This window comes from Alsobacter sp. (assembly GCF_059501845.1).
This window is the reverse complement of the sequence record NZ_JCACDK010000018.1, coordinates 1,855,808-1,880,612: the sequence shown is the minus strand read 5'-3', so window position 1 is coordinate 1,880,612 and position 24,805 is coordinate 1,855,808. Positions and strand designations below refer to the sequence as shown.

The window sequence follows — 24,805 nt, the reverse complement described above, 5'->3', positions numbered from 1 at the left end:
TGACGGCCGGTCTCCGTCGGCTGGACGGGCGAGGGCGGCATGTACGCGAGCTACGGTCTTTTCATCGACGGCGCATGGCGTACGGCCGACAGCGGGGACACGGTCGAGGTCATCGATCCCGCGACGATGCAGACGTTGGGCGTCGTGCCGTCGGCCGGTGCCGCAGACACCGAGGCGGCCATCGCCGCCGCGTCGACCGCGCTCCAATCATGGCGGACCACACCGGCCTGGACGCGCGCCGACATCCTGCATGCCGTCGCCGACGCCATGCAGGACAGGACCGAAGAGGCCGTGCGCGTGGTGACGCTGGAGACGGGCAAGCCGCTCGCCCAGTCGCGGCGCGAGTGGGGCCTGTCGGTGGACCAGTTCCGCTGGTATGCGGAGGAGGCCCGCCGCATCTACGGCCGTATCCTCGAGAGCCGGGCCCCAGGGGGCCGCATCGAGGTGACGCACGGGCCCGTGGGCGTCGTCGCCTCTTTCACGGCCTGGAATTTCCCGGCCTTCCTCGTCGCCCGGAAGATCGCCCCCGCTCTCGCCGCGGGATGCACCGTCGTTGCGCGGCCCTCCATCGAGACGCCGGGAACGGCCATGCTGATGGTCGAATGCATCCGGCAGGCCGGCGTGCCCAAGGGGGTCGTGAACCTCGTCGTCGGGCCGACCTCGACGACCTACGGGCCGCTGATGGCCTCTCGCGAGGTGCGCAAGGTCTCACTCACGGGATCAACCACGGTCGGCCAGCAGATGGTGCGCGACGCGGCCGCCACCATGAAACGGGTGAGCATGGAGCTCGGCGGGAACGCGCCGGTGATCGTCTTCCCCGACGCCAATCTCGACGCGACCCTCGATCTCACCGTTCCCACCAAGTTCGCCAATTCCGGCCAGGTCTGCGTCTCCCCGGACCGGTTCTACGTCCACGAAAGCCTGCACGACGACTTCGTCGCCGGCTTCGTGCGCCGTGCTGCCGCACTGAAGCTCGGGAACGGGCTCGACGAGACGACGCAGATGGGCCCGCTCATCAACCAGCGTCGCGTCGATGCCATCGAGCGCGTGGTCGAGGATGCGCGCAGGCGGGGCGGCACGGTCGTGCACGGGGGCGCCCGCCCGGCCGGTGAGAACAAGGGGCATTTCTTCTCACCCACGGTGATCACCGGCTTGCCCGACGACGCCATGGCCCTTGCCGAGGAGAACTTCGGCCCCGTCGCGGCCATTACGCCCTTCCGCGACACCGAGGAGGTCTACGAGCGCGCCAACTCCAGCGAGCACGGGCTGGCCGCCTATGTGTTCACGCGGGACATGGCGAGGGCCCGCGAGGCCTCGGCGCGGATCGAGGCCGGAATGGTCGGGATCAACAGCTTCGCGCTCGCCTCCGCCGAAGCTCCGTTCGGCGGGATCAAGCAGAGCGGCATGGGCCGTGAGGGCGGCGCCGAGGGCATCCTCGACTACCTCAACGTGAAGCTGACGCAGGCTGCCGTCTGAAGCGGCGCCGCTCGTTGACAGGGCGCGCGGGCAATCCTAGCAACCGCGCGGAACGGCCGCGGCCTGCAGGCGAGCCGGCGCGACAAGGGATGGAGACGCAAGGATGAAGGCCAGGCTGGGCATTGCCCCCATCGCATGGTGGAACGACGACCTCGCGGAACTCTCCGACGACGTCTCGCTGGAAGAATGCCTGCGCCAGGCGAGTACAGCCGGCTTCACCGGCATGGAAACCGGCCGGCGTTTCCCGATGGACATGGCCGAGCTGGGTCCGATCCTCGCGAAGTATGGCATCTCCGTCTGCGGCGGGTGGTTCTCCGGCCTCCTGCTCGACGGGGATATCGAGCGCGAAAAGGACCGCATCGCCGCACAGATGGCGTTCTTCAAGGCAGCCGGAGCCCCCTGCATCGTCTATGGCGAGACCGCGCGCTCCATCCAGGGTGACCGCTCCAGGCCGCTGGCGACCAAGCCGAAGCTCACAGAGGACGAGATCAAGGCCTATGGCCGCAAGATGACGGCCTTCGCCGAATGGTGCGCCGGCCAGGGCATGCCGATCTCCTACCACCACCACATGGCCGCCGCGATCGAGACCGAGGAGGAGGTCGACCTCCTCATGAAGCACTCCGGCGAGGCGCTGCCGTTGCTCCACGACGCAGGGCACATGGCCTTCGCCGGCGGGGACGTGCTGCGTGTGATCGACAAGCACCATGCCCGCATCAGCCACGTCCACACGAAGGACATCCGGCGACCCGTCATCGACGCTCTCGACCGGTCCAGGGAGAGCTTCCTCGACGCCGTGGTGAAAGGCGCCTTCACGGTGCCCGGCGACGGCAGCCTCGACTTCGAGGCGATCGTGAAGCGCCTCGCCGCTCACGGATACGAGGGCTGGTTCGTCGTGGAGGCCGAGCAGGATCCCAAGAAGGCTCCTCCCCTCGACATGGCGAAGATCGGGCACAAGGAGCTGCTGCGCGTGATGGCGGCGGCCGGATACACGGTGGAGGGGTGAGATGGGGCAGTTCGACAACAAGGTCGCAGTCGTCACGGGAAGCACGCAAGGGCTCGGCGCGGCCATCGCCCGGCTCTTCGCGGAGCGCGGCGCCAAGGGCCTGATCACCTGCGGACGGTCGACGGAAAAGGGCGAGGCCGTGGCCCGCTCGATCGAGGCGGAGACCGGCGTTCGCACGGTTTTCGTGCAGGCCGACCAGGGAAAGGTGGAAGATTGCCGCCGCGTCATCGCCGCCGCCGACAGCGCGTTCGGCCGGCTCGACGTGCTCGTCAACGCCGCCGCGATCACCGACCGCGGCAACATCCTCAACACCACGCCCGAACTCTTCGACGCGATGTTCGACGTCAATGTCCGTGGACCGTTCTTCCTGATGCAGGACGCCATCAAGCTGATGCGGCGCGACAAGGTGGAGGGCACGATCGTCAACATCGGCTCGATGTCGGCCAAGGCAGGCCAGCCCTTCCTCGCCGCCTATTGCGCATCGAAGGGCGCGCTGGCCACTTTGACCGAGAACACGGCCTATGCGCTCCTGCGCAACCGCATTCGCGTCAACCAGCTCAACATCGGCTGGATGGCGAGCGACGGCGAGATGCGCATCCAGAAGCTCGACGGCTCGCCCGACGACTGGCTGGACAAGGCGGCCCCCAAGCAGCCCTGGGGGCGGCTCATCGACCCCCAGGAAGTGGCGCGCGCCGTGGCGTTCCTGGCGAGCGAGGAGTCGGGGCTGATGACGGGGTCGGTCGTGCAGTACGACCAATCCGTCTGGGGCGCCTATGACGGCGCGCCGCATCCGGAGAACCCTCTCTGAGGCCGCTCGGCTGTTCCTGAGACGATCGCGCCGGGAGCGAACCAAGCACTCACTGCCGGCCGTGGATGCCGAAGCGCTTCCCGCGCACATAGCCGCGGGACACGCTGGCCTCGCGGTCGTCGGCGAGCGTGGCGAGGTCCTGCAAAAGCGCCCTGATCGCCGCGCGCGGATCGCCGCCGAACTCCTCCACTAACTCGTCGATGTCCTGCTCGGTCGGCCAGAGTTCGGACGGGGGCAGGCTCGATTGCGGCATCACGGCAGGACTCACATTGAGAACATAATGTGAACAGGTCGGGGCGGCGGAGTCAATCAGAGGAGCGCTCCTTGCCGGTGACAATCCAAGGGCGGGATGCTCCGGCGAACCGCGAGCGCAAGAATGGAACCAGAGTGCCTGCTTTCCGATTTGCTGCACGCTTTGGCCATTTTGAGGCCCAGAACGCTTTCGACAAAGGCCGTGCAGGAGGGACACCGCATGATGGCACTGATGCTCGTCGCCGCCGCGCTCAACGGGGCGTTCCTGTTCGCGCTCGTCGCCTGCGTCGGCACACTCACCCTCACTGCGCTGGGAGTGACGCAACGCCCTCACTACCCGGCCGAAGAACTCACCATCGCGGTCGGCCTCGGCAAGGCCGCGCTCTGCTGGATGGGCACGCGCATTCTGGCGACGCGCGACTGAGGCAGGCGGGCCCCGCCGGCTGGCCGGCAGGGCCCTCTGGCTCACACCGGCACCACCACCGGGCCAGGGTCGTGGCAGGGGCCGCCATGGTCCCAGGGAAGCGGGAACCCCTCCGGCAGGCGGGCCTCGATCATGTCGTGCATCCATTCGACGATCGCACCGCGGTCGACCGGCAGACCAGGCATATCGGGCCCGGGAAAGTGCGGCATCGGGTCATGCGGTTCCCCGGCCCATATGCCGGGTGCGCCGTGATGCTCGCCAGTGGGTTCGGGAGCGTGGACCACTCCCGGCATGTTGTATCCTTCAGTCATGTCGCTCTCCTGTCGCCCGGCGCACCGCCTCCATGGCGGGGCCGGCGGGCGAAGGTCCAGACTGGCCGAGGCCGGGATTCGCGGCTGTAAGCAGGCTCACACCCGGGACCGGGGCTGCGGCCAGCTTTGCGGCTCCTGCCAGTTCGCCGGTCACGTCCTTGTGCGCGGCTGCGCCTCGCCAAGCCCCAGCCGGAGGTTCACCCTCGGCTCTTCAGCCGGCTTTCCCGGCAGTCCTCGAAGGAGGTCGCCATGCTGCGCGCATTCGCCATCGTGATGGTGCTTGCCCTTGCTGGCTGCAACACGTCCTCGCCCCCGACAATGAGCGGTGCCAGCTCTCCGCCATCCGCGGGACCTGCATCCGGTTCGACAGGAGGCATGGGAGGTGGAGGCATGGGAGGTGGAGGAACGGGCGGCGGCGGCAGGGGCGGATACTGAGCCCGGCGCCGGCACCGGCGCCGATGGCTCCTATTCCGCCGCAGGCCCAAGCGAAGCCTTGACCGGTGACCGCCACACGCTGACACTGCTGAAATCCTAGGCATCTGATCAGTTTGTAGTCCACTCCAAAAAATGGACTCAGGCCGTAAGCCCCCCTGCGGGCACGGCCACGGGTTCTGGCATGCCAAATGCTTGAGGAGTGATCGCAACTTGGGAGGGTTGGATGCTGGACCTCATCGTGCGCGGAGCCACACTGGCCGACGGCCGCACGGGCATCGATATCGGCGTCAAGGACGGCCGTATCGCCGAGATTTCGCCGAAGCTCGACGCCACGGCACAGCGTGAGGTCGATGCGACGGGGCACCTCGTGACCTCGCCATTCGTCGACGCGCATTTCCACCTCGATGCGACGCTGGCGCTGGGTTTCGACGGGCACCACAACGAGTCCGGCACGCTGGCCGAGGGCATCAGGATCTGGAACACGATCCGCTCGCGCATTCCGGCCGAGGACTTCCGCAAACGTGCGCTGGAGTATTGCGACCTCGCCGTGTCGCAAGGCCTGCTGGCCATTCGCACCCATGTCGACGTCACCGACCCCAAGCTGACCGGGGTCGAGGTGCTGCTCGACGTCAAGAAGCAGGTCGCGCCCTATCTCGACCTGCAGCTCGTCGCCTTTCCCCAGATGGGCTACTTCGGCGCCCCCGAGACACCCGGCAATTTGAAGCGCGCGCTCGACATGGGCGTCGACGTGGTCGGCGGCATTCCGCATCTCGAGCCGACGATGGAGCTCGGGCGCCAGTCGGTCACCACGCTCCTCACCATCGCCGCCGAGCGCGGGCTGATGGCCGACCTGCACTGCGACGAGAACGACGACCCCATCTCCCGCCATGTCGAGCAGCTGGCCTTCGAGACCAAGCGGCTCGGGCTGCAGGGGCGGGCTGCCGGCTCGCACCTGACGTCCATGCACTCCATGGACAATTTCTACGCGGCCCGGTTGATCGTGATGATGGCAGCGGCGGGAGTGACGGTCATCGCCAACCCGCTGGCCAACATGTTCCTGCAGGGCCGTTTCGACACCTATCCGAAGCGCCGCGGACTGACCCGCCTTCCCGAGCTGATGGAGGCGGGCTGCATCTGCGCCACGGGCCACGACAGCGTGCTCGACCCCTGGTACCCGCTGGGGCGCGCCGACATGCTCGACGTTGCCTTCATGACCGTCCACGCCTCGCACATGAGCAGCCATGACGCCATGCGCGACTGCTTCAAGCTGATCACCGAGTTGCCGGCCAGGGTGATGGGGCTCGAAGGCTACGGGCTGGAGGTGGGCAAGAACGCCGACCTCGTCGTGCTGCAGGCAGCGGACCCCTTCGAGGCGATCCGTCTGCGGCCGGCCCGCCTCGCCGTCATCAGGCGCGGCAAAGTCATCGCCGAAACGCCTCGCGTGGCCACCCGGCTCACCCTCGAGGGACGCCCGGAGGCGCTGGACAGCTTCGCGGTGCGGTCGGGCCGAAGGGCCTGACGCGGGCCGATTTTCCCCACTTTACAACGCAGAGAGGACGTCGATGAGCACGCCCGAGGACTTCATGCGCCGTGCGATCGAGCTCAGCCGGGCGAAGATGCGCGCAGACGGATCGGCACCGTTCGCGTGCGTCATCGTCAAGGACGGGGCCATCGTCGGCGAAGGCGTGAACAACGTCGTCAACAATCACGACCCGACATCTCACGGCGAGGTCGAGGCGATCCGTGACGCCGGACGCAACATGAAGACGTGGGACCTCAGCGGCTGCGAGCTCTACACCACCTGCGAACCTTGTGAGATGTGCGTCTCCGCGATGTTCTGGGCGAAGATTTCGAAGATGTACTACGCCAACACGCTGAAGGACTGCGAGGAGCTCGGTTTTAACCTTGAGCCCCTGCGCGCCATGGTCCGCAGCGAGGTCGAGAGCCGGTCCCTGCCGGCCTCGCGGGTCTTGCCCGCCGAGGCCCGCGCCGTGCTCGACGAATGGGCCGCATCGCCGGCTTTCAGCACCTTCCAGTGAAGCGGCGCAAGACCGCGGAAGCAAGACCGAAACCCGTCAATCTGAGAGGGGATGACGACATGAGCGAACAGGACGAGCCGATCACCGACTTCCGCGCGCTGCTGCACCCGATCAATCGCCGCCGCTTCCTGCAGGCGACCGGCGGCCTCGTCGGCGCCGCCGCGGCCAGCACCGCGCTGCCGACCACGGCCTATCCGCAGGACAAGGTGCTGAACCTGCTGTCCTGGCCCGGCCATGGCGATCCCGCCGTCGTGAAGCCCTTCGAGGACAAGTACGGCGTCAAGGTCGTCGCCAAGGAGTATGTCGGTGGCGAGCCGATGCTGGCCCTGATGAACCAGTCGCCTCCCGGCTCCTTCGACGTCGTGCTCGCCGACGCCGAGTACATCACCATGCTGAAGCAGGGCGGCTTCATCGACGAGATGAACCCGGCCGACTATGCCATGGGCGACTACTGGCCGGAGTTCCAGAAATTCGAGCCCCACTGGCCCGACGGAAAGCTCTACTCGGTCCTGATCCGCTTCGGCTATCTCGGCATTGCCTATCGCACGGACGTGCTGACCGAGGCGGACGTGAAGTCCTACAAGGTGCTGTGGGACCCCAAGATCAAGGGCAAGGTCGGCTTCTTCGACTGGTACCTGCCGACGATGGGTTGCCTCAGCCTGTACAACGGCAACAAGCCGCCCTTCGACATCTCCGACGAGAAGTTCGCCAAGCTGAAGGAGACGCTGTTCTCGCTCAAGCCGCAGGCGAGCGGCTTCTACTCGATGGCCGACCAGTTCTCGATGCTGACCAACGGCACGGCCGCGGCCATCCCCGGCGTGGGCGACTGGGTGGTGCTGCTGCTGCAGAAGAACGGCGTTCCCGTCACCGCGACGGTGCCGGACGAGGGCGGCGTTCAGTGGACGGAGTCGATGTCCATCGTCTCGTCTTCGCCGAAGAAGGACCTCGCCAAGGCGTTCATCCAGTACATGTCGTCGGTGGAAGGCCAGGTCCGGTCCGCCCGCATGCCGGCCTACTGGGCGTCGATCCCGAACAAGAAGGCTTGGGACCAGCTCAACAAGGAGTTCCCCGCCGACGCCAAGACGCTGCGCCACACTTTCACCGAGCGCAACGTCATGGACGAGTACAAGGATGGCAAGATCTTCATCCGCAAGACGCCGGTGAAGCAAAGCATCGAGGCCTGGAACGACACCTGGTCGGAATTCAAGTCGATGTAACGAGGCTCCCGCTGGCCGAAGCAGGCCGGTAGTCGTCATTGCGAGCGAAGCCAAGCAACCCAGGCCTGTTCGCCTGACCGCAACCCGCGACCGGGTTGCTTCGTCGCCTGGCTCCTCGCAATGACCCGCGGGGATTTCGACCAAAGCCAAAGCGGGGCGGCCCACGGGCCGCTTCCCCTTCCGTCCCTGACGAAGGACTCCATGACCGTCGTCGTGCAGCAATCGCAGGAAGCCGCGCCTGCCCGTCCCTCGGGCGTGCAGCGCGCGCGCATCCAGTTCTTCACGGCGTTCGTGGCGCCGCCGCTCTTGTGGCAGCTCGCCTTCTTCGTCGTGCCGCTGGGCTTCCTGGTGGTGATGACGTTCTGGTCGGTGAAGAGCTTCAAGCTCGCTCCCGACTCCACGCTGGCCAACTGGATCTTCATCCTGAACGCCGGCTTCTTCCGCAACGCCTACGTCTATACGTTCTGGATGGCGGCGCTCACCGCCGCCATTGCGAGCATCATCGCTTTCCCCGTGGCCTACACGCTGGCCTACAAGCTCGGCGCCGCGACACGGCGTACGCTGATCCTGCTGCTGGTCGTGCCGTTCTTCACGAGCTACCCCGTCCGCATCTACTCCACGCAGATTTTCTTCAGCCCGCAAGGCATCATCAACACGCTGCTGGAGCCCATCGGGCTCGGCCCGATCAAGGTGCTGAACACACCGACAGGCACGATCGTCGGGTACCTCGTGCTGGTGCTACCGCTGGTGGTTCTGCTGCAGACCTTCGCGCTTTCCAACGTGCCGCGCATCATCATCGAGGCCGCGCACAATCTGGGATGCGGGCGCCTGCGGACGATCTTCACCGTCATCGTTCCGAGCGCCCGGATCGGGCTCATCGTCGCCGGAACCTTCGCCTTCGTGCTTGCCTTCGGCGACTATGTGGCGCCGCTTTACCTTGGCGGATCGAAGCCTCCAACACTGTCGATCCTCATCGCGGACCAGGTGAAGTCCGGCAACAACTGGCCACGTGCCTCCGTCGTCGCCGTCATCATGATCGTCACGCTGATGGCGGTGATCCTCGTCATGCTCGGCCTTGCCTATCGCCGCGCCGGAGCAAGGCGATGAGTGGCGACGTGCTCCGCAAGACGGCACTCGTCGCGTGGACGGCGCTGGTCTTCGCCTTCATCTTCGCGCCCATCGTCTCGACGATCGTGTTCTCCTTCAATGCCGACCGCTTCCCCAGCCTGCCCTGGGGCGGGTTCAGCCTGGTGTGGTACGAGGCCATCTTCGCCGACGCGACGATCCAGCGCGGCCTCGTGAACAGCCTGATCGTGGCGGTGTTCACCTCGGCGATCGCCACCGTGCTGGGCTTCGCGGCGGCCTATGTCGACTACCGTTTCCAGTTCATCGGCAAGTCCGCCTACCTGGCGCTGGTCTCGCTGCCGCCCACCGTGCCGGTGGTCATCCTGGGCGTCGCCATGCTGACCTTCGAGGGCCGGGTGGGCCTCTCCGGCACCCTCACCGGCATCGTCGTCGCCCATGTCGTGCTGGCTGCGCCCTTCGCCATGGCGCTGGTGCGGATGCGCCTCGCCGACCTCGACCCCGATCTCGAGCGCGCCGCGTGGAACCTGGGGGCGACACCGTGGCGGGCGCTGTTCGGCGTCATCGTGCCCTTCTGCGCACCGTCCATCCTCGCCTCCGTCTTCTTGACGGCGGCGGTGTCGTTCGACGAGTTCATGATCGCCTGGTTCGTCTCGGGCCTGAACGAGACGTTGCCGGTGCGCGTGCTGGCCATGCTGCAGGGCCAGGTGAGTCCGCGCATCAACGCCATCGGCGCCATCGTCTTCGGGGTGAGCATCACCCTCATCGTCCTCTCCCAGCTCCTCGTCGGCAGCCGCTTCGTCGGTCGCGTCGTGCGCAGGCAGGCCTGAACCGGGAACCGCCATGGCCGCACCCATGATCGAGATTGACCGCGTGGCCAAGAGTTATGGCGAGCACGTCGCCGTGGCCGACGTGACCTTCTCCATCTCCAAGGGCGAGTTCATCGCGCTCATGGGGCCATCCGGCTGCGGCAAGACCACGACACTGCGCATGCTGGCCGGGCTCGACCAGCCTACGTCCGGGGAGATCCGGCTATGGGGCCGGCGCCTGAACGACGAGGCGCCCTGGAAGCGGGACGCGCCGCTGGTGTGGCAGAGCTACGCCCTGTTCCCGTTTCTCAGCGTCCGCAAGAACGTCGAGTTCGGGCTGAAGCAGCGCGGCGTTGCGGCGATTGTCCGGAAACAGAAATCCGACGAGTGGATGGAGAGGCTCGGCATCGCGCAGTTCGCCGATCGTGGCGTCGACCAGCTCTCGGGCGGCCAGCGGCAGCGCGTGGCGCTCGCCCGCGCTCTCGTGCTGGAGCCGGAGATGCTTCTGCTGGACGAGCCGCTGAGCGCGCTGGACCCGCATCTGCGCGTCCGCATGCAGGCGGAGCTCGTACGGCTGCACCGGCAGCTCGGCATCACCTTCATCTGCGTCACGCACAGCCACTCCGAGGCCTTCGCGATGGCCAACCGCGTGGTGATCATGAACGAGGGCCGCATCCAGCAGATCGGCTCCCCGCAGGAGATCTACCGGCGTGCCGCCAACCGGTTCGTCGCCGAGTTCGTCGGCGGCAACAACATCCTGGCCGGAACCGTGCAGCAGGTGGCGAACGGCAAGGTGACCATCGCCGGCCCGGTGGGGACGGTGACGGCTCCCGCTCCGGCAGACCATGCCCCCGCTGCCGGAGATGCCGTGACGCTCGTCGTGCCCGCCGACCGGATCCGGCTCGCCGGCGAGGCCGGACAGGGCGGAAACGAAGTTTCCGCGCGCATCACGACGGTGGAGTTCGTGGGCTCGTCCGTGACGGTGTTTCTCGAGACGGAGGGCGGGGCGGAGCTCAGCCTGCAGAGATCCCTGCACGACATGGAGGCCACGCCGCTCGAGGTCGGGCAGCCCGTCGTCGCCCGGTGGTCGGCGGACGAAGGCTTCTTCGTGCCGTCCTGAATGACTGCCGGCGTCGCCGGCCAACGAGACTGGGAGGGAGTGACATGGCCTATTTCATCCGTGGCGCCACGATCGTGGCGATGGGCGGCCCGCACGGGTCGGCGCCCTTCACCGGCGACGTCCTGATCGAGGGCGACAAGATCTCGGCGATCGGGACAGGGCTCACGGCCCCCGCAGGCGCGACATTGATCGACGGCTCCGGCAAGCTGGTGATGCCCGGCCTCGTCAACGCCCACCTGCACTCGGGCGAGGCGCTCTTCAAGAGCCGCTACGACAACATGCCGCTCGAGATCTGGATGCTCTACGCCTACCCGATCCTCGGGGCGAAGGCGATCAGCGACCGGCTGATCTACCTGCGCAGCATGCTCGTCGCTATCGAGGCACTGAAGACCGGCGTCACCTGCCTGACCGACGACATCTTCGAGGCGCCGCGCCAATCGCTGGCGCAGCTCGGCGCTGCCGTGCAGGCCTATGACGACATCGGCATCCGCGCGACGGTGTCGGGCCACGTCATGGACCGCAACTTCCTCGACACGATCCCCTTCTCCCGGGACTACGTACCGGCCGACCTGCAGGCGGAGGTGGGCAAGCTGACCCCTCCCACGTGGCAGGACTATGTGGCCTTCGCGAAGGAGGCGCATTCCGCCTTCCACGGACGGTCGGGGCGGATCCGGTTCATGGTCGCGCCCTCGGCGCCGCAGCGCTGCACGCCCGAGCTGATGCAGGCGGCCGACGAACTGGCCCGCGCGTGGAAAGTCCCGTTCCACACCCATATCGTCGAGACGAAGGTGCAGGGCTGCACGGGGCCGGCGCTCTATGGCAAGAGCCTGATGCGCTACATGGCCGATCTCGGCCTGATGCATCCCGGCATCGCCATCGCTCACTCGATCTGGGTGACGCCCGACGACATCGCGTTGATGGGCGAGGCGGGCGTCTCGATCATCCACAACACCATCTCGAACCAGAAGCTCGGCGCCGGCGTCGCTCCCGTCCGCGAGCTGCTGGAGGCCGGCGTCAACGTCGCGCTGGGGTCGGACGGCATCAGCACCAACGACACGCCGCGCATGTTCGACGTGATGAAAGCCTGCGGGCTCATCCACAAGGTGACGACGCCCGACTACGGCCGCTGGCTGACCTCGGAGGAAGTGCTCCACGCCTGCACGCTTGCAGGCGCGAAGAGCGCGCTGATCGACCACGAGACGGGCTCGCTGGAGGCCGGGAAGAGGGCCGACCTGCTCGTCCTCGACATGGAAACGGTGAACTTCACGCCGCGCCAGGACGTGCTCAACCACATCGTCTACAGCGAGAACGGCTCATCGATCGAGAAGGTGTTCGTCAACGGCGAGATCGTGGTGCAGGACGGCAAGCTCACGCGGGTAGACGAGAAGGAGCTGCTCGCCGAGCTCCGCACGCTCATGCCCGCGTTCAACGAGTACCATGCCAGCGTCGAGGCCAGGAACCATGCCTTCCGGCCCTATTTCGACGAGGTCCACCGCCGCTGTAACGCCACCGACATCGGCGTTCACCGGCTGGTCGGTCTCAGCGACATGTGGCCGGGTTGAGGAGGCGCATGATGACCGCGCCATTCCGCATCGCCGACATGACCTGGTACGAGTTCGCCGACCGGGTGAAGACAAACCCCATCGTGCTCCTGCCCACGGGGTCGACCGAGCAGCACGGGCCGCACCTGCCGCTCTCCACAGATGTCGTCCTGCCGGTCGCGGTGGCAGAGCGCGTGGCCGAGCACATCGGCGCACTCGTTGCGCCGCCGATCACCTACGGCTTCAAGTCGCAGCCGAAGTCGGGCGGCGGCAACCACTTTCCCGGGACGCTCAGCCTCGACGCCTCGGTGTTCGTGGGGCTCGTGCGCAACGTCGTGAACGAGCTGGCTCGGCATGGCGTGCGCAAGGTCGTGCTGTTCGACGGCCACATGGAGAACCAGTGGTTCCTCGTGGAAGCCGCCGACCTCGCCCTGCGCGACCAGGCGATGCTCGGCGTAAAGGACCTCAAGATCGTCAAGCTCGGCTATTGGGAGCTGATCTCGCCCGAAACCGAGAAGGCGCTGTTCCCCACCGGCAAGCCCAGCTGGGAACTGGAGCACGCGGCGGTAATGGAGACGTCCGTCATGCTCCACCTGCGGCCGGATCTCGTGCGCGCCGACAGGATTCCCGACCACCCGCCGGCCGACTTCCCGCCCTACGATACCTACCCCTTCGACACCGGGCCGATCCCCCCGGACGGCGTCCTCTCCTCGGCGGCAAGCGCCACCGCCGAGAAGGGCGAACTCGTGCTGAAGCAGGTGGTGCCGGACATCGCGACGGCGCTCAAACGCGCTTTCGCCTGAGGCGAGGACAAGGCCACGCCCGCGCTTGTTGACGCTGCCTCAACCTGCGGTGGCGTCCACTGGCCCGGGCGTCGCTTCGGCGCCGTGGACCGATTGCCCATGATCGCCGCCACCATCACCTTCGTGCTCACCAACCTGCCCGCCATCATGCTGGTGCTCGCCTTCGTGCTGGCGGCTGCCGTCCCGGGCGTCCACGATTTTCCCGCGCGGCTGCTGGACTGGACCCTGCTGCTCGCCTTCGGCTTCACGGGACTCTGGTCGGCCTTCTACCATGTCGCGTTCGGAGAGATGGCCGCCGCGTATATCGGCTGGCAGCCCAGTCCGTTCCAGTTCGAGGTCGGCATGGCCGACCTCGCCATCGGGGTGACGGCGATCGTCGCGTTCTGGCGCGGCATGGAATTCAAGGCGGCCGCTATCCTGGCCGCATCCGTGTTCTTCCTCGGCGACGCCGTCGGTCATGTCCACCAGATGATGGCCACCGGCAACTTCGCGCCGGGGAATGCCGGCGTGCCGTTCATCACGGATATCGCCGTCCCGGTGCTCGCCATCGCGCTCTGGTTCAAGGTCCGGCGGCGCGTTTTACCTGCTGCCTTGTCCGCCTGATCCACTGTCAGGAAGTGCCGAGGGGATCCGCGCGCCCGGTCGCGACGATGAGATCTGCAGCGCGTCACCTGGACTGCGCATTGGTCGTGCACTGCTTCCGGGCCGCTTCGCCGCAGGCGAAATGCGCAGCTTGTCCGCCACCGTGCGGATGACATGTTTCCTGCCGGGCGCAGCCGTTCTAGAAGCATGTCGGTAGCGCAGATCAAGCGCTGCAAATGAAGTCCGCGACACCGGAGCACCCTCATGAGCGATCTCGTTTTCATCGCCTTCCCGAACGAGCAGAAGGCCGAAGAAGTCCGCCAGAAGGTCCTGGCGATGCAGAAGGAGTATCTGATCGAGCTTGGTGATGCCGTCGTCGTGGTCAAGGATCCGAACGGGCACGTGAAGCTCAATCAGCTGATCAACTTGACAGCAACGGGGGCAGCGTCCGGCGCGCTGTGGGGCACCCTGATCGGCTTCATCTTCATGATGCCGCTGCTCGGCACGGCGCTCGGCGCGGCCTCGGGCGCGCTGGGCGGCAAGCTCAGCGACGTCGGCATCGACGACAAGTTCATGAAGGATGCCGCGAGCGCACTGCAGCCGGGCCAGGCTGGTTTGTTCCTCCTCATCAAGAAAATGACGACCGACAAGGTGCTCGCGGACCTGCGCGGCGTCGGCGGCACGCTGATGCAGACGTCCTTCGACGAGACGAAGGAGGCCCAGCTGCGCGAGGCGCTCGCGGCGCATGCGGCCACGACGGCCGCTGCCGTTCCGCCCACCTCCTGAGCTCAACCGGAATGCGGGGGCCGCACGCGCCGGTCTCCGCCCCACCTCGACGGGAGCGGTTTCCGCACGCGCTCAGTGCGGGACCCGGTAGCGCTCGATCACGGACGCGCGGGGCTCCGCCCCGTGCCCTGGACGCAGCGGTGCGCGAACCATCCCGCCCTCGTGCCAGAACGGCTCGGCCACGAGGTCGAACTGCATCGGCCCCGGCAGTGGCTTCAGTTCGAACAACCTGGCCGAGCGGAACGCAAGGGACAGGTGCAGGCTGGCGGCCGTCAACACGGCCGTCGACCAGGCATGAGCATTCACCGTGCCGTGCGCTGCTTCGATCACCTCCGCTGCGGCCCTGAACCCGGTGACGCCTTCGACGCGCGCGGGATCGATCCCGTAGACGGAAATGGCGCCGGTCTCCGTCCAGCGCCTGTAGCCCGCTGCCGCCCACTCGCGCTCGCCCGCGGCGACGGGCGTCGAGACTGCCCTGGCCAGCGCGACATGGTCGGCCACGCGCGCGGGGTGGAAGGGTTCCTCGATCCAGGAAATGCCGGCCTCCTCCATCCGGCGGACCGTCCGGATAGCCGTGTCGAGGTCCCACACCGTGCCGTTCCCGGCGTCCACCATGATGCCGGGCTCCGGCCCGGCTGCTTCCCGCAAGGCGTGCACGAGCGCCACGTCGTAGTCGGGATCTCGTCCGGCGCGCGAGAGGCCCTTCTTTCCAAGCCCGAGCTTGGTGGAGCGGAAGCCGCTCGCGAGATGCCCTGCGATCTCGCGCACGCTTTCGTCGACGGTGGGCTGGTTCACGTGCAGGCTGGCGCAGGCGGGCAGGCCGTCGTGGACGGCACCGCCAAGCAGTTCAAACAGCGGCACCCCGGCATCCTTGGCGGCGATGTCCCACAGGGCCATGTCGACGGCCGAGAGCGCCAGTGTGGCGATGCCGCCCTCGCCGTACCACCAGGTGTGGGCCTTCATGGCGGCCCAGGCGCCCTGGACGTCCGTCGGGTCGCGTCCCGCCAGAATCGGCGCGAATCCTTCTTCCAGGATTGTCACTGTCGCACGGCAGGCCTCAGGCCACATGGCGATGGCCTCGCCCCACCCCGTCACGCCTGCATCGGTGTCGACGGCGAGCAGCACGGCCATCCTCTCGTGCCCGAAGTCGTTGGGCTCCGGCCAGCGCAGCACGAATGGCCTTATCGCCGTGATCCGCATCCCTGGCTCCCCCTGCTGCAGCGTCGGACATTCCCCTTGGCAAGCTATCAGAGGGGGTGTACCGTCCGCATCAATTATACAATTGGTCAGGCCAATGCGACAAGGCCGGCCCTGTTTGGGAGGAACCGATGCAATTGACGAGACGCCTTTCCATTCACCTGGCCGGACTTGCGGCTGCCGCCCTAATCACGGGCGCCGCGGGCGCGGCCGATTTCCACGGCTTCGACGCGGCAAAGCACGACGGCTCGCAGATCCCGGCCGACAAGCTCGCAGCAATGGTGAAGGACGCGGCGGCAAAGCACCCGCCCCGCAACGGCAAGCAGCTCGTCATCGGCTTCGCCAATCTTCAGCGCGACATCACCTTCTGCGCCAAGGTGGAACAGGGTCTCGTGGAGAACGCGAAGGCTGCCGGCATCGACCTGCAGATCGCCGACAACAGGCTCGACGGCGCCACCGCGCTGGCCAACGCCGAAAGCTTCCTGCAGCGCGGTGTCGACTACGTCATCGAGTTTCAGACGGACGCCAATTTCGGCGCCACGATCATGAGCAAGATGAAGGACGGCGACACCAAGGTGACCGCCATCGACATCCCGATGCCGGGCGCCACGTTCTTCGGCGCCAACAATCCGCGTTCGGGCTTCATGGGGGGCAGCTATCTCGGACAGGCCGCCCTGGAGAAGTGGGGCGCCGACAAGGTGAAGCAGGGCTATCTGATCGTCGGCGAGCTGCCGCAGTCGGGGGCCATCCCGGCCATGCGCACGGGCGGACAGATTGCGGGCTTCCTATCCACGGTGGCGGGCTTCCCGGCAGACCACGTCATCAAGATCGACACCAAGAACACGCTCGAGGAGAGCTTCGCCCAGACCAACAACGTTCTCGGCCGCATTCCGGCCGGCGTGCCGATCATGGCGACCGCCATCAACGACCAGTCGGCAACCGGCATTCTGCGCGCAGTGAAGCAGGCCGGCCGCGAGGCGGACCTCGTGGTCGTCGGCATGGGTGCCGACGAGGGTGCGACGCTGGTCGCCGAGCCCGCCTTCGTCGCGTCCGTCGGGTACTTCCCCGAGCGGTACGGTAACTATCTGCTCCCGCTCGCCCTTGCCCAGCTCGCGGGGGTCGAGACACCCGCCACCGTGCTGGTCAACCACGTGATGGTGACCAAGGCGAACATCTGCAAGTACTACCCCGACCTGAAGTGCTCGGACGCCAAGGGACTGGAGTTCAGCTTCCCGCAGCAGGCGTTCGAGACGCATCTGGCCGAGATCCGCAAGTCGCCGGAGCTCAAGGGCTTCGAGAACCTGATCCCGGCGAACTGACCCTGCTGCCGACACAACGCCGCCGGCCGGCTCCGGCGGCGTTTCCCGCGCTCCAGCCCAGGCAAGCCATGGCCGCAGCCTCCACACGCCTCGAGATGAGCGGTATCCGCAAAAGCTTCAGCGGCGTGGCCGTGCTGGCGGATGTCGACTTTTCCGTCGGGCGGGGCGAAGTGGTCGCGCTGCTGGGTTCGAACGGCGCCGGCAAGTCGACCCTGATGAAGATCCTCACCGGGGTCTACAATCGTGACGCCGGTACGGTGAGGGTAGACGGCGAGGAAGTCGACTTCAGCGTACCCGCCGAAGCTGTTTCCGCTGGCGTGAAGCTCTTGCCGCAGGAGATTTCCGTCATGCCGGACATGACGGTGGCGGAGAACATCTTCCTGGGCGACCTGCCCATGCGCCGGAGCCTGGGCTTCCCGGTCGTCGACGATGCGGCGATGCGGGCGCGCTCGGCGGCACTCCTCGACCAGCTCGGCTTCGGCGGCATCGACCCGGACACGCCGGTCAAGCGGCTCTCGGTCGCCGAGCAGCGCATCGTCGAGATCGCCCGCGCGCTGACCGGCTCCGCACGGGTGCTCGTAATGGACGAGCCGACGGCCGCCCTCACGGAGCACGAAGCGAGGCTCATCTTCCGCATCATCCGCCGGCTCACCGAGCAGGGCGTCGCGATCGTCTACATTTCCCACTACCTCGCCGAGGTGTTCGAGATCTCCGACCGCATCGTCGTGCTGCGTGACGGGCGCAACGCGGGCACGTGGGCCACCTCCTCCGCGTCGCGGTCCGACGTGCTTGCCGCCATGCTGGGCAACGCGATGGGGGAGCTCTTCGAGGGCGGCGGATCCGGGGCGGGCGCAAACGTGCTCGAGGTCGGGAATCTCACGGCCTTCGGCCTTTCCGACGTCTCGCTGTCCGTCAACGCAGGGGAGATCGTCGGCGTCTTCGGGCTGGTGGGATCCGGCGTGGAGACGCTCGGCCGCGCGCTCTACGGCGTTCTCGGCCGGTTGCCCGCCGGGCTCGTTACCCTGGCCGGCAAGCCGTTCCAGCCGGCGAGCCCGATGGAGGCCAAGGCCGCCGGAGTCGGCTTCGTCGCGGCCGAGCGCAAGAAGGAGGGCATCATCGGCGAACTGACGGTCCGAGAAAATGTCGCCCTGCCCTTTCAGGACCGCTTCGTGTCTGGCCTGTTCGTCTCCCGCGCCGCCGAAACCGCCCACGCCACGCACTGGATCCGCACTCTCTCCATCCGCACACGCGGGCCCGAGCAGAAGATCCGGACGCTCTCGGGGGGCAATCAGCAGAAGGTTTGCCTCGCGAGGTGGCTCGTCGACGGCGTGCGCCTGCTGATCCTCGAGGAGCCCACACGCGGTGTCGATGTCGGAGCGCGACGCGAGATCTATTCGCGCCTGCGCGAACTGGCCGACAGTGGATTTGCGGTGCTCGTGCTGTCGTCCGACGTGGAGGAAATCGCCGGCCTGTCGGATCGCAGTCTCGTGCTCGACCGGGGCCATGTCGTCGGGCGGTTCGACCGGGGCACGCCGCCGGCAACGCTCATGGCCGCGACCGCGTCGCGCCCAGCACTCGATGTCGCCTGAGGTCCCTGCCCATGTCCCGTACGGCCGATAGCGCCCCCGCCCCTTCCCCGCTTCTTGGCCTGCTCAACAGGCCGTCCTCGGGCGTCGTGCTGCTGCTCGTCTTCTATGTCGGGCTCGTGGCGGTGTTTTCAGTCCTGTCGCCGTTTTTCCTGTCGGTGCGCAACATGCTGTCGATAGGCGGCAACGTCGCCTTCATCGGCCTGATGGCCGCGACCGGAACGCCGCTGATCATTGCCGGAGGCCTCGACCTCTCCGTCGCCGCTGTGGCCGGGTTCACCGGGGTCGTGATCTCGCTCCTCTACACGGCCGGCGTTCCGATCTGGGGAGCGGTGGGCATCGCGCTCGTGCTCGCGGCCGGCATCGGGCTCGTGAACGGGTTCTTCACCACGCGGCTGCGCCTCAACCCGCTGATCGTCACACTGGGCATGATGTCGATCATCTCCGGGCTGGCACTCGTCCTCACCGGCGGCCTCACCAAGCCGATGATGGTGGACGGGTTCAACTGGATCGGATCGGGCCGCCTGGGCGGCGTGCCCATTCCCATGATCATCATGCTCGTCGTCTTCCTGGTGGTCTGGATCGTCCTCACGCGAACCCGGTTCGGGCGCTTCGTCTATGCGTCCGGCGGCAATGCCGAGGCGGCCCGTCTGATCGGCATCCCTGTCGGTCGGACGGTCGTGACGCTCTACGTCGTCTCCGCGCTGTCGGGCGCGCTCGCCGGCACCATGCTTGCCGCCATGCTCGGGGCGGCGGCGCCCAACGCTGCCGGGCAGCACCTCCTGACCGTCATCGCGGCGATCATCCTGGGCGGTACCTCTCTCTATGGTGGCCGCGGCAGCGTCTGGGGCAGCCTTCTCGCCGTGCTCATCCTTGGGACGCTGGCGAACGGCCTGACCCTCCTCAACGTCTCCAGCTTCTGGCAGGACGTCACCCGCGGCATCGTGCTGATGCTCGCCGTGAGCCTGGACCAGATCCGCACCCGGGCGCTGGGAGACTGACGATGAGCATCGCCGAGGATTACGGCCCCATCGAAAGGAACTCCGTCGCCGAGCAGGTGGCCAAGCGCCTGCTCGAACTCGTGCGAACCCGCAACCTGAAGCCGGGGGACGTCCTGCCGACCGAGCGGGAGCTCGCAGCCATGATGCAGGTGAGCCGACCCAGCGTGCGCGAGGCGATACGGGGGCTGCAGATCCTGGGCGTGCTCAAGGTGCGCCAGGGCGCGGGCATCTTCGTTTCCTCGCTCGACGCGTCCGAGCTGCTGGCTCCGCTGCAGTTCCTGATCACGCTCAACACGCAGAATGTCGACGCGCTCTACGAGGCGCGTGTGCTGGTGGACGGTGGCATCGCCCGCATGGCGGCGACGCGGCTGTCCGCCGAGGACATCGAGCGCCTCAAAGGCATGGTCGTAACCCAGCGCAACCTCGTGCTCGACCCGCTCGGCTTTCGCGTTTCGGATCTCGAATTCCACCGCACGATCTCCGAGTCGATCGGCAACCCGTTCCTGAGCCGCACCTCGAACGGCCTGTACGTGCTCGGCATGGAATACCGGCGGATCGCGTCGGAGACACCCGGGGTGCTGCGGCAGTCGCTCGCCGACCACGAGACCATCGTCGCGGCGCTGGAGGCCCGGGATCCCGATGCCGCGGCCCGCGCCATGGAAGGTCATATGAGGAACGTCCGTCAGTCGACTGCGGACGCCATGGAGGCAGGATGAGCAGCAAGGCGCGCATCGGCGTCGTAGGCGCCGGCTGGTGGGCAGTGGTCAATCATCTGCCGCTGCTGAAGGCCAATCCGGACTGCGAGATCGTCGCGGTCAGCCGCAAGGGCCGGGACGAGCTGCGGGCCGTCCAGGAGACCTTCGGCGTGGATCAGGGCTTCGAGGACGCGGCGGAGATGCTGGAGCGCGTGCCGATGGACGGCGTCGTCATCTCGTCGCCGCACGACCTCCACCATGAACACGCCATCCTGGCGCTCTCCAAGGGCTGCCACCTGCTCGTCGAGAAGCCGCTGACCACCACGGCCGCCGACGCCCGGGATCTGGTCGCACGGGCGGAGGCGGCGGGAAAGGCAGTGATCGTCCCCTACGGATGGAACTTCAAGGACTGGACCTCACGGGCCCGCGACTTCGTCGCCGCGGGCGAGATCGGCCGCGTGGAGCACGTCGTCCTGCAGATGGCATCGGCGCTGGAAGATCTCTTCGCCGGCCAGCCGATGAAGGAGACGGAAGGCTCGATGTTCCGCCCTCCCGCGTCGACGTGGGCCGACCCGAAGCATGCGGGCGGCTATGGCTGGGGCCAGCTCGTGCACGCGCTCGGGCTGCTGTTTCGCATCGCAGAGCTGGAGCCCGCGTCCGTTTTCGCCCTCACCGGCGCGTCGCCGTCCGGGGTCGACTATTACGACGCAGCGGTGGTCCGATTCCGGAATGGCGCCTCGGCCAGCATCTCCGGCGCGGCAACCGTGCCCAAGCACCGCGGTTTCCAGATCGACCTGCGCATCTTCGGTTCGGAGGGCATGCTGCTCCTCGACATCGAGCGCGAGAGGCTGGAGGTGCGCCGCAGGGATGGCCGCGACACAGTCGTCGACATGCCGCCGGGCAGCGGCGCCTATTCCTGCGAGAAGCCGCTCGAGGTGCTGGTGGATCTCTGCCTTGCCCGGCCGGTGGAGAACCCCTCGCCGGGCATCGTCGGAATGCGCGCTGTCGAGGTTCTGGACGCCCTCTACCGCTCAGCCGCGAGTGGCAGGCTGGAGACGGTGTGAGGCGAAGCGCATGAGGAGGACCGAGCCATGAAACTGTCCCTGACCTCGTGGTCGCTGCGCGCCTGCTCGCTGGACGAAGCGGCCGCGATCTCGAAGGCTCTCGGCATCGGCGCGCTGGACCTCGGCTATTTCTATGGGCCCGCCCTGGACAAGGCGGCCCTGCTCGCCGACCCCGACCGGGCGGCTGACCGCGTTGCGGGGCTCGGCATCGAGGTGCCCAACTTCTACCATCTGTTCGGCTCGACGCTGGCCGGCCGGAACCTCGCCGACCCCGCCCACCGCGCCGAGAACGAGGCGGACCTGCGCAATGTGGTGCGCTTCTGCAGCCGCGCCGGTATCCCGACCGTCTTCGTGCTGCCCGGCATCTGCAATTCCTCCCAGGATCGCGCCGCGGCGCTCGCGCAATCGGCCGAAAGTCTCCGCCGGCTGCTGCCCACCGCGGCCGAGGCGGGCGTGCAGCTCACCATCGAACCGCACGTCCACTCCTTCCTGGAAAGCCCGGCCCTGACGCTCGACCTGCTGTCGCGCGTGCCGGGCCTGAAGCTCACCCTCGACTACGCGCATTTCACCTGCCTGGGCTGGCGGCAGGACGAGATCGACGCGCTCGCGCCCCACGCGGCCCATGTGCATCTGCGGCAGGCCCGGCCCGGCGCCCTGCAGACCAAGACCCACCAGGGTACGATCAACATCGAGGCGCAGCTGGGGACGCTGAAGGCGGCGGGCTATGGCGGGCGGCTCTCCCTTGAGTATGTGCACCAGGACTACATGGACACGCTTTACGACGACGTCCTCACCGAGACCATCCTGCTGCGAGACCAGGTGCGGGCATGGCTGGCATGAGCGGCGCTGCGAACGGCGACCGGGGCGCGGCCTGCTTTCCGGGAGCGCGGCAATGACGGTGTCGAAGGATCTGCGCCAGGGCGGCCTGTCCGGCGTCACGGTGGACGACATTTTGAAGCCGGGCTTCTCGACGCCGTGGGACGCGCCGATGGTGCCGCCCTACCCCTTCACCTTCCGCAATGTCGAAGTGCTGACGCTGGCCTGGCGGACAACGGAGGCAGCCGTCGCACGTCTTCTCCCGCCGCCGCTGGAGCCCGCGTCCGACGTGGTGCTCGCCCATATCTACCGCATGAGCGACGTGGACTGGCTGGGGGCTTACGGCGAGAGCAACGTCTCGATCGGATGCCGGCTGCCGGGCACCGGCATTGCCGGATCCTATTCGCCCTACCTCTTCCTCTCCTCGGACGTCGGCGTCGCGCATGGGCGCGAAATGCATGGCCAGCCGAAGAAGCTGGGACAGCCGAGGCTGGAAATGCGCGGCGACCTCCTGGTTGGCGTCGTCGAACGCAATGGCATCGACGTGCTGACGGGCACCATGCCGGCCAAGCAGGCCGCCGACAGCCTGGCCAGCCTGAACCGGCACTTCGACTTCGCGGAGAACATCAACCTCAAGGCCGTCGATCATATCGACGGGCGCCCGGCCATCCGCCAGCTCACCGCGCGGCGGCTGGCCGACGTCATCGTGCACGAGTGCTGGGGCGGCCCATGCACTGTCGAGCTGCGGCCCAACGCGCAAGCCCCGGTGCACAGGCTGCCGGTGGTGGAGATGCTGGATGGCCTGCACTGGCGGGCCGACTTCACCCTCGTGCCCGGGCGGATCATCCACGACTACCTGGAGGCAGCGCGATGAGCCGGCCAGATCTGTCCGGCGAGGTGGCGTTCGTCACCGGTGCCTCCCGCGGCATCGGGGCTGAAGTCTGCCAGGCGCTCGCCGCCGCCGGCGCGAGGGTCGTCGTCACCGCCCGGCGGCTCGGCGACGCGGAGGAGGTGGCCGCAGGTCTGAGCGGAACGCTCGCCCTTGCCTGCGACGTGTCGGACCCGGCCTCGGTCGGGCGCGCTGTCGCAAAGGCAGGCGCTGCTTTCGGCTCGCCGACGGTCCTGGTCAACAATGCCGGCGCGATCGCCCCCATCGGGCGTCTGGCGGACGTGGATCCCGAGGCTTTCGCCGGCTCGATCAGGACCACGCTCGCGGGTGCCGCCTTCGCCGCGATGGCCGTGCTGCCGGCCATGGCTGCGGCCGGGCGTGGGGTCGTCGTGAACCTGTCGTCCGGTGCGGCACACAAGCCCCTGGAAGGCTGGTCCGCCTATTGTGCCGCCAAGGCCGGGCTCGCCATGCTGACGCGCTCCATCGACCTCGAATACGGCCCGCTGGGCGTGCGCGCCATCGGCTTTGCCCCCGGCGTCGTCGACACCGGCATGCAGGCGGAAATCCGCGCATCCGGGATCAATCCCGTGAGCCGGCTGAAGCGCGAGCAGCTTGCCTCTGCCTCCGAGCCGGCCGCCGCCATCGCATTTCTGTGCGGGCCCGGCGGCGCGGAGTGGACGGGCCGGGAACTCGACATTCGCGAGCCGCGCTTGCGGGAAGCCGCCGGCCTGCCCGCACTGCCGGCGTGAACGAAGGGAGGGCGCCCATGCTGCTGGAAGGAAAGGTCGCCATCGTCACCGGGGCCTCGCGCGGGATCGGCCGGGCGACCGCGGTCGAGCTGGCGCGTCATGGGGCCAGCGTCGTCCTGAACCATTTCGAGGGCGCGGACGCAGGCTTCGGCGGGATGCAAGCCGCATCCGAAGCCCTGGCGGAGGTTGAAGCGGCGGGCGGGCGCGGCGTGCTGGTCCACGGCGACGTGGCAAAAGCGCAAACCGCCGGGGCGCTGGTCACCGCCGCAATGGAGCACTTCGGCGGCCTCGACATTCACGTGTCCAATGCCGGCATCTGCCCCTTCCACACTTTCCTCGACATGCCGGAGCAGGTTCTGCGCCAGACCATCGACGTCAACCTCACCGGCGCCTACCTCACGACGCAGGCCGCCGCGCGGCAGATGGTGAAGCAGGGACGCGGCGGTGCCATCGTCGCCGTTTCGTCCATCAGCGCGCTCGTGGGCGGCGCCATGCAGACGCACTACACGCCGACCAAGGCGGGCGTGCTGTCACTGATGCAGTCGGTCGCCATCGCGCTTGGGCCACATGGCATTCGCGCCAATGCAGTGCTGCCGGGCGCCATCCTCACCGACATCAACCGCGAGGATCTGTCCGAACCGGGCAAGCGCGCCTACTTCGACAAGCGCATTCCGCTGGGGCGGATCGGCGAGCCGCGCGACATCGCCAAATGCGTCGTCTTCCTTGCCTCAGACATGGCGTCCTACGTCACGGGAGCACCGCTCCTCGTCGACGGCGGCATGTTCGTCAACCTCCAGTAG

26 protein-coding genes are annotated in these 24,805 nt (G+C 67.6%); 23 read left to right on the top strand and 3 right to left on the bottom strand.

All coding sequences use genetic code 11. From position 1 onward, the window contains the following. The first annotated feature begins 39 nt into the window (after positions 1-39). From AC5JCN_RS23730 to AC5JCN_RS23720, 3 genes are all read left to right on the top strand, one after another. On the top strand, positions 40-1,476 hold the full coding sequence (locus AC5JCN_RS23730) for an NAD-dependent succinate-semialdehyde dehydrogenase (protein WP_495757558.1): 1,437 nt from the start codon (positions 40-42) through the stop codon (positions 1,474-1,476). A 103-nt stretch (positions 1,477-1,579) separates the two neighbouring features. Continuing rightward, positions 1,580-2,479 (top strand): myo-inosose-2 dehydratase, encoded by a 900-nt coding sequence (gene iolE, locus AC5JCN_RS23725; RefSeq protein WP_495757557.1) that lies wholly within the window; start codon positions 1,580-1,582, stop codon positions 2,477-2,479. A gap of 1 nt (position 2,480) precedes the next feature. Continuing rightward, a complete protein-coding gene (locus AC5JCN_RS23720) occupies positions 2,481-3,287 on the top strand; it encodes an SDR family oxidoreductase (RefSeq protein ID WP_495757556.1) in 807 nt (268 codons plus the stop codon). Between the two features lie 49 nt (positions 3,288-3,336). Here the strand turns inward: AC5JCN_RS23720 and AC5JCN_RS23715 are convergent, their stop codons facing one another. Next, positions 3,337-3,540, bottom strand: coding sequence for a hypothetical protein (locus tag AC5JCN_RS23715; RefSeq protein ID WP_495757555.1), 204 nt, complete (start codon positions 3,538-3,540; stop codon positions 3,337-3,339). Between the two features lie 219 nt (positions 3,541-3,759). On the opposite strand from AC5JCN_RS23715, the gene AC5JCN_RS23710 reads away from it, so the two are divergent. Further along, complete coding sequence (locus AC5JCN_RS23710; RefSeq protein ID WP_495757554.1) at positions 3,760-3,963, top strand: hypothetical protein; 204 nt, start codon at positions 3,760-3,762, stop codon at positions 3,961-3,963. Between the two features lie 41 nt (positions 3,964-4,004). Here the strand turns inward: AC5JCN_RS23710 and AC5JCN_RS23705 are convergent, their stop codons facing one another. Next, the gene (locus AC5JCN_RS23705) at positions 4,005-4,274 is read right to left on the bottom strand and encodes a hypothetical protein (RefSeq protein ID WP_495757553.1); all 270 of its coding nucleotides are present in this window, start codon (positions 4,272-4,274) and stop codon (positions 4,005-4,007) included. A 658-nt stretch (positions 4,275-4,932) separates the two neighbouring features. On the opposite strand from AC5JCN_RS23705, the gene AC5JCN_RS23700 reads away from it, so the two are divergent. From AC5JCN_RS23700 to AC5JCN_RS23655, 10 genes are all read left to right on the top strand, one after another. Further along, positions 4,933-6,228 carry a cytosine deaminase gene (locus AC5JCN_RS23700; protein WP_495757552.1) on the top strand — a complete coding sequence of 432 codons (1,296 nt, stop codon included), beginning with the start codon at positions 4,933-4,935 and terminating at the stop codon, positions 6,226-6,228. A 43-nt stretch (positions 6,229-6,271) separates the two neighbouring features. Next, positions 6,272-6,748, top strand: a complete 477-nt coding sequence (locus AC5JCN_RS23695; protein ID WP_495757551.1) for a nucleoside deaminase — start codon at positions 6,272-6,274, stop codon at positions 6,746-6,748. A gap of 59 nt (positions 6,749-6,807) precedes the next feature. Then, complete coding sequence (locus tag AC5JCN_RS23690) at positions 6,808-7,965, top strand: ABC transporter substrate-binding protein (RefSeq protein ID WP_495757550.1); 1,158 nt, start codon at positions 6,808-6,810, stop codon at positions 7,963-7,965. Between the two features lie 201 nt (positions 7,966-8,166). Continuing rightward, the gene (locus tag AC5JCN_RS23685) at positions 8,167-9,072 is read left to right on the top strand and encodes an ABC transporter permease (protein WP_495757549.1); all 906 of its coding nucleotides are present in this window, start codon (positions 8,167-8,169) and stop codon (positions 9,070-9,072) included. Further along, a complete protein-coding gene (locus AC5JCN_RS23680) occupies positions 9,069-9,878 on the top strand; it encodes an ABC transporter permease (protein WP_495757548.1) in 810 nt (269 codons plus the stop codon). Before AC5JCN_RS23685 ends, AC5JCN_RS23680 begins: the two co-directional genes overlap by 4 nt. A gap of 13 nt (positions 9,879-9,891) precedes the next feature. Further along, positions 9,892-10,977: an ABC transporter ATP-binding protein gene (locus AC5JCN_RS23675; RefSeq protein WP_495757547.1), complete on the top strand. Its 1,086-nt coding sequence runs from the start codon at positions 9,892-9,894 to the stop codon at positions 10,975-10,977. 44 nt (positions 10,978-11,021) lie between these two features. Next, positions 11,022-12,539, top strand: coding sequence for an amidohydrolase family protein (locus AC5JCN_RS23670; protein WP_495757546.1), 1,518 nt, complete (start codon positions 11,022-11,024; stop codon positions 12,537-12,539). Positions 12,540-12,550: 11 nt separating this feature from the next. Next, entirely contained in the window at positions 12,551-13,321 is a 771-nt protein-coding gene (locus AC5JCN_RS23665) for a creatininase (protein WP_495757545.1), read from the top strand. A 99-nt stretch (positions 13,322-13,420) separates the two neighbouring features. Continuing rightward, positions 13,421-13,924, top strand: a complete 504-nt coding sequence (locus AC5JCN_RS23660; RefSeq protein WP_495757544.1) for a DUF6790 family protein — start codon at positions 13,421-13,423, stop codon at positions 13,922-13,924. A gap of 243 nt (positions 13,925-14,167) precedes the next feature. Continuing rightward, complete coding sequence (locus tag AC5JCN_RS23655; protein ID WP_495757543.1) at positions 14,168-14,689, top strand: DUF1269 domain-containing protein; 522 nt, start codon at positions 14,168-14,170, stop codon at positions 14,687-14,689. Positions 14,690-14,761: 72 nt separating this feature from the next. Here the strand turns inward: AC5JCN_RS23655 and AC5JCN_RS23650 are convergent, their stop codons facing one another. Continuing rightward, positions 14,762-15,889, bottom strand: a complete 1,128-nt coding sequence (locus tag AC5JCN_RS23650; protein ID WP_495757542.1) for a mandelate racemase/muconate lactonizing enzyme family protein — start codon at positions 15,887-15,889, stop codon at positions 14,762-14,764. 128 nt (positions 15,890-16,017) lie between these two features. Here AC5JCN_RS23650 and AC5JCN_RS23645 point away from each other — a divergent pair, with 128 nt between their 5' ends. The 9 genes from AC5JCN_RS23645 (at position 16,018) to lra1 (ending at position 24,805) form a co-directional block, all read left to right on the top strand. Beyond that, entirely contained in the window at positions 16,018-17,205 is a 1,188-nt protein-coding gene (locus AC5JCN_RS23645) for a sugar ABC transporter substrate-binding protein (protein ID WP_495757541.1), read from the top strand. A 68-nt stretch (positions 17,206-17,273) separates the two neighbouring features. Further along, on the top strand, positions 17,274-18,794 hold the full coding sequence (locus AC5JCN_RS23640; RefSeq protein WP_495757540.1) for a sugar ABC transporter ATP-binding protein: 1,521 nt from the start codon (positions 17,274-17,276) through the stop codon (positions 18,792-18,794). 11 nt (positions 18,795-18,805) lie between these two features. Next, positions 18,806-19,792: an ABC transporter permease gene (locus AC5JCN_RS23635; protein WP_495757539.1), complete on the top strand. Its 987-nt coding sequence runs from the start codon at positions 18,806-18,808 to the stop codon at positions 19,790-19,792. A 2-nt stretch (positions 19,793-19,794) separates the two neighbouring features. After that, the gene (locus AC5JCN_RS23630; RefSeq protein WP_495757538.1) at positions 19,795-20,508 is read left to right on the top strand and encodes a FadR/GntR family transcriptional regulator; all 714 of its coding nucleotides are present in this window, start codon (positions 19,795-19,797) and stop codon (positions 20,506-20,508) included. Beyond that, a complete protein-coding gene (locus tag AC5JCN_RS23625) occupies positions 20,505-21,551 on the top strand; it encodes a Gfo/Idh/MocA family protein (RefSeq protein ID WP_495757537.1) in 1,047 nt (348 codons plus the stop codon). Before AC5JCN_RS23630 ends, AC5JCN_RS23625 begins: the two co-directional genes overlap by 4 nt. Positions 21,552-21,578: 27 nt before the next feature. Next, complete coding sequence (locus tag AC5JCN_RS23620; RefSeq protein ID WP_495757536.1) at positions 21,579-22,391, top strand: sugar phosphate isomerase/epimerase family protein; 813 nt, start codon at positions 21,579-21,581, stop codon at positions 22,389-22,391. A 52-nt stretch (positions 22,392-22,443) separates the two neighbouring features. Then, on the top strand, positions 22,444-23,241 hold the full coding sequence (locus AC5JCN_RS23615) for an acetoacetate decarboxylase family protein (RefSeq protein ID WP_495757535.1): 798 nt from the start codon (positions 22,444-22,446) through the stop codon (positions 23,239-23,241). Then, on the top strand, positions 23,238-24,005 hold the full coding sequence (locus AC5JCN_RS23610) for an SDR family NAD(P)-dependent oxidoreductase (protein ID WP_495757534.1): 768 nt from the start codon (positions 23,238-23,240) through the stop codon (positions 24,003-24,005). Before AC5JCN_RS23615 ends, AC5JCN_RS23610 begins: the two co-directional genes overlap by 4 nt. Positions 24,006-24,022: 17 nt before the next feature. After that, complete coding sequence (gene lra1, locus AC5JCN_RS23605) at positions 24,023-24,805, top strand: L-rhamnose 1-dehydrogenase Lra1 (protein WP_495757533.1); 783 nt, start codon at positions 24,023-24,025, stop codon at positions 24,803-24,805.